This window comes from Streptomyces sp. NPDC048057, assembly GCF_040653095.1.
Classification (GTDB): Bacteria; Actinomycetota; Actinomycetes; order Streptomycetales; family Streptomycetaceae; genus Streptomyces.
Genome location: NZ_JBEZNF010000014.1, coordinates 50196 through 62539 on the forward strand (window position 1 = coordinate 50196; position 12344 = coordinate 62539).

Below are 12344 nucleotides of genomic sequence, written 5' to 3' on the forward strand. Positions count from 1 at the left end.
GGGGACACCGCGCACGAGACGCGAAGGACAGCTTCGCTGCGTCGGACCTGGCAAGTAAATATTCGTGCGATCAATCACAACAAGTTTGACGCACCGAAGCGCGTGTTCGTGCGTGAGGGGCCCGATTGGGTCCGGATCAGCGGTGACCGGGGCGGATGTCAGTGGTGGACCGTAGGCTGGCCGGGTGTCCAATTCGCCGGTGAGAACGCAGGCCGAGGGGGCCGAAAGAGTGTCCGGTAAGCAGAATTCCGCTGTGGGCGAACACGCTCCCGCGAGTGCCCGAAATGTCGCACATGTCGAAAATTCCGGCAGTGTGGCGGGCTCGGTCGTGGCCGGAAAGCGGAGGGGCGCGAAGGGTTCCGAGGAGTCGGTGACGGGGGAGGTCGTGGCAGAGGTGAAGGCTCCGACGGGCGCCAAGCGGACGCAGGAGAGCGTCACGACCCAGCAGGCCGCAAAGTCGACCAAGCAGATGAAACCGACCAGGCGGGCCGCAGTGAAGCCGGCCGGGACGGCGAAGGTCGCACCGGTGAAGAAGGCGACGGCGAAGAAGGCGACGACGAAGAAGGCGACGGTGAAGAAGGCTGCGGCGAAGGCCACGAAGCCGGCCACGAAAGCCGCGACGGTCCAGCGGGCCAGGACCGTCAAGTCCGCCAAGCCCGAGTCACGGCTCGCCATGGTCCGCCGCGCCCGCCGCATCAACCGGGAACTCGCGGACGTCTATTCGTACGCCCACCCGGAGCTGGACTTCCGCAACCCCTTCGAGCTGCTGGTGGCCACGGTCCTGTCTGCCCAGACGACCGACCTGAGGGTGAACCAGACCACCCCCGCACTCTTCTCGAAGTACCCCACCCCCGAGGACATGGCCGCCGCCGTGCCCGAGGAGATGGAGGAGGTCATCCGTCCCACCGGCTTCTTCCGGGCCAAGACCAAGTCCCTGCTCGGCCTCTCCGCCGCGCTGCGCGACGACTTCGGCGGTGAGGTCCCCGGCCGGCTGGAGGACCTGGTGAAGCTGCCCGGAGTCGGCCGCAAGACGGCCTTCGTCGTCCTCGGCAACGCCTTCGGAGTCCCCGGCATCACCGTCGACACCCACTTCGGCCGGCTCGTCCGCCGCTGGAAGTGGACCGAGCAGGAGGACCCGGAGAAGGTCGAGGCGGAGATCGCCGCGATCTTCCCGAAGTCGGAGTGGACCATGCTCTCCCACCGGGTGATCTTCCACGGCCGCCGGATCTGCCACGCCCGCAAGCCCGCCTGCGGCGCCTGCCCCATCACCCACCTCTGCCCGTCGTACGGCGAGGGCGAGACGGACCCGGAGAAGGCGAAGAAGCTCCTGAAGTACGAGATGGGGGGCCAGCCCGGGCAGCGGCTGAACCCGCCCGCGGACTACCCGGGCCGCCCCGCCCCGCCTCTGGGGGCCGCCTGAGCCACCGGGGCCGCCTGATCATCGGCGGAACGATCTGAGCACCCCGGTGCGTTGTCGGACGAGGGGGTGCCATGCGCGCAGGTGAAGAGACATCCAGCAGGCTCTGCGAGGCCGATGTGCACGACGGTCAGGCGTACGACGCGGACGCGTCGGGACGCGCTCCCAGCGGCGGGACGCCCCCGGGGACGTACCCGGCGGCGCCCACGGGAGTCCCCGCGGGCCCGCTCCCGCCCCCGGCCCCCGGCGGCCCGCCGAGCCCCGAGGTGACGCTCTCCACCGCGGGCCTGCCGTCCTGGCTCGACCCCGTCGTGAAGGTGCTGGACACCGTCCAGGGACGCCAGCTCAGCCGCTTCCTCCCGCCCGAGGGCGGCAGCGGCCGGCAGTCCGCCGTGCTGATCCTCTTCGGCGAAGGCGCCACCGGGCCCGAGCTGCTGCTCATGGAGCGCGCCGGCAGCCTGCGCTCGCACGCGGGACAGCCCGCCTTCCCCGGCGGCGCGCTCGACCCCGAGGACGGCGACCCGAACACCACCGGACCCCTGCGCGCCGCCCTGCGGGAGGCCCAGGAGGAGACCGGACTCGACCCCGCCGGCGTCCAGCTCTTCGGCGCCCTCCCCCGGCTCTACATCCCGGTCAGTCGCTACGTCGTGACGCCCGTGCTGGGCTGGTGGCGCACCCCCAGCCCCGTCGGCGCGGTCGACCCCGCCGAGACCGCCCGCGTCTTCACCGTCCCCGTGGCCGATCTCACGGACCCGGCCAACCGCGCCACCGCCGTCCACCCCCTCGGCCACAACGGCCCCGCCTTCCTGGTGGAATCCGTCCTGGTCTGGGGTTTCACCGCCGGAGTGATCGACCGCATCCTCCACTTCGCCGGCTGGGAGCGGCCCTGGGACCACACCCGGCAGGTCCCGCTGGACCGTCACGCATGACAGGCTGGCCCTGCTCCGGAGCGCCCGCCGTGCCCCGCCACGGCGCGCCGCCCGGCGTCGTGACCGCCGCCACCGACTCCCCGTACGGCCGGATCGCGCTTCCGGGGCCGAAGCCGGGACCCCCACTGCGACTGCGAGGCAAACGACGGTGAACGTGCTCGACATCCTGTTGCTGCTCGCGGCCGTGTGGTTCGCGATCGTCGGCTACCGACAGGGCTTCGTCGTCGGCATCCTGTCGGTGATCGGCTTCCTGGGCGGCGGTCTGCTGGCGGTCTATCTGCTCCCGATCCTCTGGGACGAACTGACGGACGAGTCGCAGGTGTCCACCGGCGCCATCGTCGCCTTCGTCGTCGTGGTCATCGTCTGCGCCTCGATCGGCCAGGCGTTCACCACCCACCTCGGCAGCAGACTCCGCCGGCACATCACCTGGACCCCGGCGCGCGCCCTGGACGCCACCGGCGGCGCGCTGGTCAACGTGGTCGCGATGCTGCTGGTCGCCTGGCTGATCGGCTCCGCGCTCGCCGGCACCACCCTGCCCACCCTCGGCAAGGAGGTCCGCAGCTCCAAAGTGCTGCTGGGGGTGTCCCGCGTGATGCCCGAGCAGGCGTCGACCGTCTTCGACGACTTCTCCAACGTCCTCGCGCAGAACGGCTTCCCGCAGGTCTTCAGCCCCTTCTCCAACGAACCGATCAACGACGTCGCAGCGCCCGACCCGACACTCGTCGGCAGCCCGGTGGCCGCAGCCGCGAAGAAGTCCATCGTCAAGGTCGTCGGCACGGCCAACAGCTGCGGCAAGGTCCTCGAAGGCACCGGCTTCGTCTTCGCCAAGGGCCGCGTGATGACGAACGCGCACGTCGTGGGCGGCGTCGACGAGCCGACCGTCCAAATAGGCGGTGAGGGCAGGCTGTACGACGCCGAGGTCGTCCTCTACGACTGGCGCCGGGACGTCGCCGTCCTGGAGGTGCCCGGGCTGAACGCCAAGCCGTTGAAGTTCGCCGACGCCGACGCCCGCACCGGGGACAGCGCGATCGTCGCCGGCTTCCCGGAGAACGGCGCGTACGACGTCCGCTCCGCGCGCGTCCGGGGCCGCATCGACGCCAACGGACCCGACATCTACCGCCGCGACACGGTCCGCCGCGACGTCTACTCGCTGTACACGATGGTCCGCCAGGGGAACTCGGGCGGACCGCTGCTCACGCCCGAGGGCGAGGTGTACGGAGTGATCTTCGCCCGCTCGCTCGACGACAAGAACACCGGCTACGCCCTGACCGTGGACGAGATCGCCGACGACATCTCGGCGGGCCGTACGGCGAACCGTCAGGTCGACACGGACAGCTGCGCGCTCTGAGGGCCCCGGGGCGGGGCCTCACGGCCTCCGCCCCGGGGCGCGGTCAGTCGCGCGGATGCCGCAGCCGGGCGGACATCCACCGCGCCCGGCGCCGCAGGATCCGGGGAATCCCCATGTCCTGCGCCCCGTGCTGATGGGTCCGGCCCTGCGGACCGTCACCGTCGGGAGAGCCCGGCCCACCGGCCGGGCGGCGGTTGCGTGCGGCGTCACCGTAGTCGTACGTCCAGCCCATACCGGGACGTCTGCCCGGGCCCCAAGGTCGGTAACCGCTTTGGGTGCGGTCAATCGCGGTCAATTGTCCTATGCATCAGGCAATTGGCCGTTCGACGCACATCTGTGCGTCACCGGTCCGGCTCGGGGTCCTTCAACCAGTTGACCAACTCCGCGGAGAACGCCATCGGGTCCTCCTCGTGCGGGAAGTGCCCGAGGCCGTCGAAGAGCCGCCAGCGGTACGGCGCCTCCACGTACTCACCCGAGCCCGCGGCGCTGCGCGTGCGCATCGCCGGGTCGAGCGAGCCGTGCAGATGGAGCGTCGGGACCCGCACCGGCCGCTTCATGCGGCGGTTGAACTGGATCCCGTCGGGGCGCGCCAGCGAACGCACCATCCACCGGTACGGCTCGATCGAGCAGTGCGCGGTCGACGGGATGCACATCGCCCGGCGGTAGGTGTCCAGCACCGCGTCGTCCGGCGGCTTCGGCCCCGACCAACTGCTGATCAACTCGCCCACCAGCGCCCCGTCGTCCGCGACGAGCCGACGCTCCGGCAGCCAGGGGCGCTGGAAGCCCCACACGTACGAGCCGGCGCGGGTCTGCGCGAAGTCCGAGAGCATCGCCGAGCGCCACCGCCGCGGGTGCGGCATCGAGACGACGGCCAGCCGGCGCACCAGCTTCGGCCGCATCACCGCGGCCGTCCACGCCAAGTAGCCGCCCAGGTCGTGCCCGACGAGCGCCGCGTCCGGCTCCCCGAGGGAGCGCACCACGCCCGTGATGTCGAGCGCCAGGTTCGCCGGGTCGTAGCCGCGGGGCGTGCGGTCGCTGCCGCCGACGCCCCGCAGGTCCATCGCCACCGCACGGAAACCGGCGTCGGCGAGCGCCGGCAGTTGGTGCCGCCAGGCCCACCAGAACTGCGGGAAGCCGTGCAGCAGCAACACCAGCGGCCCGTCGCCCATCTCCGCGATGTGGAAGCGCGCGCCGTTGGCCGCCACGTGGCGATGGGTCCAGGGGCCGTCGATGCGCACGGGGCTGCCGGGACCGGAGTCAGGGGCCGTCATGCCCCGAGCGTGCCACACCGGGGCGCCCGACGCGGCGTCGACAAGGGCGCGACGCCGACCCGGGGCCGGTTCGACACCCGATTCAGCGCCGGCTGAGCTCGCGCTCCGTTGCCGCCGGCAGCGCCGGCTTCCGGTCCAGCTCCGGCCGGGGGTGCGGCTTGACGTTCTGGAGCACGGCCGCCGTCTGCTTGGCCGAAGCGATGGACTTCTCCGGCGGCTTGACCTTCTTGAACTTGGCGACGGCCAGCAGCGCCAGCACCACGGCGAGCAGCACGAACGCGCCGCCCACGATCAGGAACGACCAGGCCAGGCCGAGCCCCAGGTTGTGGATGCCGTACGCCGCCGCGAAGCTGAACACCGGCAGCGAGAAGAGCAGGAACACGCCCGCGATGCTGATCGCGATCGCACCGGTGGCACCCCGCTTGACGTCCTGTCGCAGTTCCGCCTTCGCCAGGGCGATCTCGTCGTGCACCAGTGCGGACATCTCGGCGGTCGCCGTGGCGACCAGCTGTCCGATGCTGCGCTCGGCACTGCTGCCGGGGTCGCTCATCGCTGCTCCCTCTCTCTCCTGCGGCTTCCGGGACGCCCCCTCCGTACGGCGCCCACCTGCATCATGCCGGACGGTCGCTGCCCGTGCGCGGTGCCCCTGCGCCCGTGCCGTCGAGGAGTGCGGCCTCCTCCGCCAGGCGCCGGTGCTCGGCCGCCTTCTTCTCGTAGATCTCCGCCATGCGCGCGTGGTACGCGGGGTCGCCCTCCTCGTACACGTCGGGGATGCCGTCCTGGTCCTCGTCGCGCTCCTCCGCCTCGTACAGCGCCTGGTACTTGCGTACGCGCAGCTTGAGCAGGACCGCCGCCATCACCGCCGCTATCAACGAGCCGATCAGCACCGCGGCCTTCACCTCGTCGGTGAGCGCCGGGTCGCCGGCGAAGGCGAGTTCGCCGATGAGGAGGGAGACCGTGAAGCCGATGCCGGCGAGCGTGGCGACGGCGAAGACGTCGGGCCAGGCGAGGTCCTCGTTCAGCTCCGCGCGGGTGAAGCGGGCCGCGAGCCAGGTGCCGCCGAAGACGCCGACCGCCTTGCCGAGCACCAGGCCGAGGACCACGCCCAGCGTCTCGGGCTGGGTGAAGACCCGGCCGATCGACGAACCGGAGACGAGGACTCCGGCGGAGAAGAGCGCGAACAGCGGCACGGCGAGGCCGGCGGAGACGGGGCGGACCAGGTGCTCGACGTGCTCACCGGGGGAGTGCTCCTCGCCCTCGCGGCGGGTGCAGCGCAGCATCAGGCCCATGGCGACGCCGGCGATGGTGGCGTGCACGCCGCTGTTGTACATCAGGCCCCAGATGACCAGGGCGAGGGGGACGTACACGTACCAGCCGCGGACGCCCTTGCGCAGCAGCACCCAGAAGACCGCGAGGCCGATCACGGCACCGCCCAGGGCCGCGAAGTCGAGGTCGCTGGTGAAGAAGACCGCGATGATGAGGATGGCGAAGAGGTCGTCGACGACGGCGAGGGTGAGCAGGAACGCGCGGAGTGCGGACGGCAGCGAGGTGCCGATGACCGCGAGGACGGCGAGGGCGAACGCGATGTCCGTGGCGGTCGGGACGGCCCAGCCCTTGGTGTCACCGCCGCCCACGGAGGCGGTGACGAAGTACACGAGCGCGGGGACCGCCATGCCGCAGATCGCGGCGACGACGGGGAGCACGGCGGCCTTGGGGTCACGCAGCTCACCGGCGACGAGTTCGCGCTTGAGCTCGATGCCGGCGACGAAGAAGAAGATGGCGAGGAGTCCGTCGGCCGCCCAGTGCTGGATGGAGAGGTCGAGACCGAGGGACTCCGGGCCTATGTGGAAGCTGCGCACCGACTCGTAGCTGTCGCCCAGCGGGGTGTTCGCCCAGATCAGCGCGGCTATCGCGGCCAGCAGGAGCAGTACGCCGCCGACGGTCTCGGTGCGCAGCGCGTTCACCACGAAGGTGCGCTCGGGCAGCGAGAGACGTCCGAGGAACTTACGGGGCGGGGTGGGGGTGGGCGCTGCGGCGGGCATGGTCGGAAGACCTCCGGTCAGTCGGGCAGGACAAAGCACATGCCGACCAGACTTCCCGGCGCACCTCAGGTATTTGTCGCGTTCTTGACGCAGTCCTTACTCTACCCAACGGGCGCAAGGGCGCATCCGGCGTGCTTCCCACTCTAGATCTTCGAGGAGTTTTCGCACGTCGGAGGGGTACTGGCGGGGTTTCGGAGGGGCGGAACAGCAGTGACGGGCGGTCGCCCGCGCGGCTGTGGCGCGGGCGACCGCCCGTCACTGGGACGGCGTACCGCGGTGCCGGAGGCGTACCGCGGTGCCGATCAGTCCTCTCAGCCCCCTCAGTCCTCGGAGGGCGAGCTGGGCAGCTTGGACTGGATGAGGTCCATCACCGACGAGTCGCTGAGCGTCGTCACGTCTCCGACCTGACGGTTCTCGGCGACGTCGCGCAGCAGCCGCCGCATGATCTTGCCGGAGCGGGTCTTCGGCAGCTCCGCCACCGGCAGGATCCGCTTCGGCTTGGCGATCGGGCCGAGGGTGGCGCCGACGTGGTTGCGCAGCTCGGAGACCAGGTTCTCGTCCTCCGTCGCGGTGCCGCGGAGGATCACGAAGGCGACGATGGCCTGACCGGTCGTCTCGTCGGCAGCACCGACGACCGCCGCCTCGGCGACCTTCGGGTGGGAGACCAGCGCCGACTCGACCTCGGTGGTCGAGATGTTGTGGCCGGAGACGAGCATGACGTCATCGACGCGGCCGAGCAGCCAGATGTCGCCGTCGTCGTCCTTCTTCGCGCCGTCACCCGCGAAGTACTTGCCCTCGAAGCGGGACCAGTACGTGTCGATGAAGCGCTGGTCGTCGCCCCAGATGGTGCGCAGCATCGAGGGCCACGGCTCGGTGAGGACGAGGTAGCCGCCACCGCCGTTCGGGACCTCGTTGGCATCGTCGTCCACGACGGTGGCCGAGATGCCGGGCAGCGCGCGCTGCGCGGAGCCGGGCTTGGTCTCCGTGACGCCCGGCAGCGGCGAGATCATCATCGCCCCGGTCTCGGTCTGCCACCAGGTGTCCACGATGGGCGCCCGGCCGCCGCCGATGTGCTCGCGGTACCAGATCCACGCCTCGGGGTTGATCGGCTCGCCGACCGAGCCGAGCACGCGCAGGCTGGAGAGGTCGAACTTGGCGGGGATGTCGTCGCCCCACTTCATGAACGTGCGGATCGCGGTCGGCGCGGTGTACAGGATCGTCACGCCGTACTTCTGCACGATCTCCCAGAACCGGCCCTGGTGGGGCGTGTCCGGGGTGCCCTCGTACATCACCTGGGTGGCGCCGTTGGCGAGCGGGCCGTACACGATGTACGAGTGGCCGGTCACCCAGCCGATGTCCGCGGTGCACCAGTAGACGTCGGTCTCCGGCTTGAGGTCGAAGACGGCGTGGTGGGTGTACGCGGCCTGGGTGAGGTAGCCGCCGGAGGTGTGCAGGATGCCCTTCGGCTTTCCGGTGGTGCCGGAGGTGTAGAGGATGAAGAGCGGGTGCTCGGCGTCGAACGCCTCGGGCGCGTGCTCGGCGGACTGGCGGTCCACGACGTCGTGCCACCACACGTCGCGGCCCTCGGTGAACGCCGTCTCCTCGCCCGTACGCCGTACCACCAGCACGTGCTCCACCTGCGGGCACTTGGTGACGGCCTCGTCGATGGCGGGCTTGAGCGCGCTCGGCTTGCCGCGGCGGTAGCCGCCGTCGGCGGTGATGACGACCTTGGCGTCGGCGTCCTGGATGCGGGAGGCGACCGCGTCGGCCGAGAAACCGCCGAAGACCACGGAGTGCGCGGCGCCGATGCGGGCGCAGGCCAGCATCGCCACGGCGGCCTCGGGGATCATCGGCAGATAGACCGCGACCCGGTCGCCCTTGCGGACGCCGAGTTCGGTCAGGGCGTTCGCCGCGCGGGACACCTCGTCCTTGAGCTGGGCGTACGTGATCGAGCGGCTGTCGCCGGGCTCGCCCTCGAAGTGGATGGCGACCCGGTCGCCGTGGCCCGCCTCGACGTGGCGGTCGACGCAGTTGTACGCCACGTTGAGCTTGCCGTCGGCGAACCACTTCGCGAAGGGCGGGTTGCTCCAGTCGAGGGTCTCGGTCGGCTCGGTGGCCCAGGTGAGCCTTCGCGCCTGCTCGGCCCAGAAGCCGAGCCGGTCTGCCTTGGCCTGCTCGTACGCCTCAGCCGTGACGTTGGCGTCCGCGCTGAGCGCGGCCGGCGGTGCGAACCGCCGCTCTTCACGCAGCAGGTTGGCCAGGCTTTCGTTGCTCACGACATCTCCCTTTCCCAGGGCGTCCTCAAATGGCTCTGTGTCCCGGGGGCTCTGTGGCCCGGGCCATAGCTCATCAGCCGAAGAGCCGGGTGACAAGAGCCTTCCGACAAATGGTTTAGACCTGTCCAGGCTTTTACCCGGTGTGGGCTCGGGCGCGCGCGGGATCCTCCGGTGTGCGTCCGGCGTGTCGTGTGGTGCCTCCTCTCCGGGCGGCGGAGAGGAGGCACCACACCCTTCCACGGATGCGAGCGCCGGTCGGTTCAACTGCGGGAGACGCAATTTTCGCGGCCGGGCCGGGGGAGCCCCGGGGCGGCTGCGGTCAGTTCCGTATCCATGTCCGCGCGGATGTCTGCGCGGACTCCCGGTCCGGCGCCGGTGCCGAGGTCGGTGGCGGTGTCTGCGCTTGCGCCTGTGCTGGCACCTGTGACGGGGTCTGCGCTGATGCGCGTACGAGCGCCTGCACGCGGGTCTGTACGCGCATCTGGGCTCGGGCCGGCACGCGGGTCTGTCCTCCTGTTTGCGCTCGGGTCTGCGCCGATGCCTGGACGGGCACCAGTGGGGAGCCGGAAGGCGCCACTCGGTCGAAGACCGGTGCGAACGCCCCGTCGTCGCCCTTTGCCAACAGATACGCCTGGGCCTCGCCGACGTGGAAGTACATGCCGTGCAGCCGCAAGGTGCCCTCGGCGAGCCGACGCGACACCGACTCGTGGGCGCGCAGGTGGTCGAGCTGCTGGACCACGTTGGTCAGACACAGCTGCTCCACCTCGTCACCGGGCAACTGGCCCGAGAGTCGGGCCACGGAGCTGTCACCGCGCGCCAACCGCGCCACGCTGGGCTGCCCGTGGCGCAGCCACCGCTGGAGCGGCGTCCGCGCGCCGTCGTGCGCCGCGCCCATCAGCGTCTGCATGGCGCTACAGCCCGAGTGCCCGCACACGGTGATGGAGTCCACGCCCAACACGTCGACGGCGTACTCGATCGCGGCGGCCACGGAGTCGTCCCCGCTCTCGTCGCCCGGCAGCGGGACCAGGTTCCCCATGTTGCGCACGGTGAAGAGGTCGCCCGGGCCGCTCGCCGTGATCATGCTGGTGACCAGCCGGGAGTCCGTACAGGTGAGGAAGAGCTGGGAGGGCCGCTGCCCCTCCCGGGCCAGCCGCGCCAACTCGCCGCGCACCAGCGGAGCCGTGTTGCGCTGGAAGGAGCCGATGCCGTCCGCGAGCCCGCGCCCGGCCGTGGCGGGCTGCGGGATGTCGTCGCAGTGGTGGTTGCGCCAGGGGGTCCAGGGGCGGCAGCACCCGTCGCTCTCGACGGCGGGTTCGCTGATCCGGCCGCCGGCCCGGCCGGTGAACTCCACCGTCCCGCCGCGGGCCTTGTGGGACGTCTGCCAGTCGTGCAGCGCTTCGTGCGCGGCGTGGTCCATGAAGGAGCCGTCCAACTCGACCACGCAGTCGGCACCTCGGGGCACCTGGCCAAGGGCCCGGGTCAGTCGCGGCACGGCGAGGAAGGTCAACTGGCCTCGCACGCTGATCCGGTGAACGTCATCGCAGGCGTCCTCGGTGATCCGGGTGCGGGTCAGCCGGTGCAGCGAAACCGCCACCGCCACCGCGATCCCGACGGCAACGCCCTCCAGCACCCCGGCGGCGACGACGGACGCCAACGTCACCACGTAGACCAGCATTTCGCGGTTCCGCCTGACGGCCCGCAGATGGGTGATGCTGACCATCTGGACGCCGACCACCATCACCAGCGCGGCGAGCGCGGCCAGCGGGATCAGGTCGAGCACGGGCACCAGCAGCAGGGCTGCGAGGACGATCCACAGGCCGTGCAGCATGGTGGAGCGCCGGCTGACCGCTCCCGCGGACACATTGGCCACGGTCCGCACCGCGACCCCGGCGACCGGCAGCCCGCCGAGTGCCCCGGAGACGATGTTCGCCGCGCCCTGGCCGGCCAGTTCGCGGTCCAGGTTCGACCGGGGGACGTGCGCTTGGGACGCGCCCTGAGCCGTCTGCGTCCGCTTGGCCAGGAGTTTGTCGACGGCGACGGCCGAGAGCAGCGACTGCACGCTGGTGACCAGCGTGATCGTGACGACGGCGGCGACGAGGCCCAGCACCGGCCCCTCGGGCAGTTGTGGAAGGGCGTGGCTGCTCCAGGAGGGCAGGTCGACGCGCGGCAGGCGCAGCCCGGCGACCATGCCGAGCGCGGTCGCCCCGGACACGGCGACGAGCGCCGCGGGGACCGTACGGGCGATGCGTCCCGCCCGTCCCGGGATGCGCGGCCAGAGCAGCAGGACCGCGATGGTGAGCGCGCTGACCGTGACGGCGTCGGTGTGCAGGTCGGCCAACTGGTCAGGGAGCGCGAGGACATTGCCGAGCGCGGAGCTCTCCGGGGTGCCGCCGAGCACGATGTGGAACTGCGCCAGGGCGATCGTGACGCCGATGCCGGCGAGCATGCCGTGCACGATCGAAGGGCTGACCGCGAGGGCCGAGCGGGCCACCCTTAGGGCTGCGAGGCCCAGTTGGGCCAGGCCGGCGAGAACGGTGATGGCACAGGTCATCCGCCATCCGTACTGATGGATCAGGTCGGCGGTGACCACGGTGAGGCCAGCTGCCGGACCGGCCACCTGGAGCGGTGAGCCGCCGAACCTACCGGCCACGATCCCGCCGACGGCGGCGGCGACCAACCCGGCCTGGAGGGGCGCGCCGGTGGCGAGCGCGATGCCGAGGGAGAGCGGCAGCGCGATCAGGAACACCGAGATGGACGCCGACAGGTCCGCTCCGGCGATCGTGAAGCGGTTCTTGAAGGTGGCGCGGTACTTGCGGGGGCCCCCGGGCGGGGGGTCGGTGCTGGCGGGGACGCAAGCAGGCATGGTTCCCGTCTCCTCCGGGCAGCGCGGTCGCGGAATGTGGGGGCGCGGCCGTGAGTCACGGCATTCAGTGGCGGGATATTCAACGCTCAGTAAATTGATCGTAATGGAGGGTAAAGAGCCTTGGCGAGGGGGCAAGGCAGATAGGTCAATCTTTCACCCGTTCCGGTGATTAGTGGGGTTAGTGCGGCCCGTCACGCC

The 12344-nt window shown here is 71.1% G+C and carries 9 protein-coding genes; 3 read left to right on the top strand and 6 right to left on the bottom strand.

Annotation, left to right across the window (positions count from 1 at the left end):
- Positions 1-469 precede the first annotated feature (469 nt).
- The 3 genes from nth (at position 470) to AB0E05_RS18075 (ending at position 3694) form a co-directional block, all read left to right on the top strand.
- Positions 470-1420: an endonuclease III gene (gene nth / locus AB0E05_RS18065; protein ID WP_361964714.1), complete on the top strand. Its 951-nt coding sequence runs from the start codon at positions 470-472 to the stop codon at positions 1418-1420.
- Positions 1421-1491: 71 nt separating this feature from the next.
- On the top strand, positions 1492-2346 hold the full coding sequence (locus AB0E05_RS18070; RefSeq protein WP_361964426.1) for a CoA pyrophosphatase: 855 nt from the start codon (positions 1492-1494) through the stop codon (positions 2344-2346).
- Positions 2347-2494: 148 nt separating this feature from the next.
- The gene (locus tag AB0E05_RS18075; RefSeq protein ID WP_361964428.1) at positions 2495-3694 is read left to right on the top strand and encodes a MarP family serine protease; all 1200 of its coding nucleotides are present in this window, start codon (positions 2495-2497) and stop codon (positions 3692-3694) included.
- Positions 3695-3737: 43 nt separating this feature from the next.
- Here AB0E05_RS18075 and AB0E05_RS18080 read toward each other — a convergent pair whose 3' ends face one another.
- The 6 genes from AB0E05_RS18080 to AB0E05_RS18105 all read right to left on the bottom strand — a co-directional run bounded on the left by AB0E05_RS18080 (position 3738) and on the right by AB0E05_RS18105 (position 12146).
- Positions 3738-3926, bottom strand: a complete 189-nt coding sequence (locus AB0E05_RS18080; protein ID WP_361542695.1) for a hypothetical protein — start codon at positions 3924-3926, stop codon at positions 3738-3740.
- Between the two features lie 109 nt (positions 3927-4035).
- Positions 4036-4965 carry an alpha/beta hydrolase gene (locus tag AB0E05_RS18085; protein WP_361964431.1) on the bottom strand — a complete coding sequence of 310 codons (930 nt, stop codon included), beginning with the start codon at positions 4963-4965 and terminating at the stop codon, positions 4036-4038.
- A gap of 82 nt (positions 4966-5047) precedes the next feature.
- A complete protein-coding gene (locus AB0E05_RS18090; protein ID WP_361964433.1) occupies positions 5048-5515 on the bottom strand; it encodes a phage holin family protein in 468 nt (155 codons plus the stop codon).
- Positions 5516-5576: 61 nt separating this feature from the next.
- A complete protein-coding gene (gene nhaA, locus AB0E05_RS18095; protein WP_361964435.1) occupies positions 5577-7007 on the bottom strand; it encodes a Na+/H+ antiporter NhaA in 1431 nt (476 codons plus the stop codon).
- A gap of 320 nt (positions 7008-7327) precedes the next feature.
- Positions 7328-9283 carry an acetate--CoA ligase gene (acs, locus tag AB0E05_RS18100; protein WP_361964437.1) on the bottom strand — a complete coding sequence of 652 codons (1956 nt, stop codon included), beginning with the start codon at positions 9281-9283 and terminating at the stop codon, positions 7328-7330.
- 319 nt (positions 9284-9602) lie between these two features.
- Positions 9603-12146 (bottom strand): SulP family inorganic anion transporter, encoded by a 2544-nt coding sequence (locus AB0E05_RS18105; RefSeq protein WP_361964439.1) that lies wholly within the window; start codon positions 12144-12146, stop codon positions 9603-9605.
- Positions 12147-12344 lie beyond the last annotated feature (198 nt).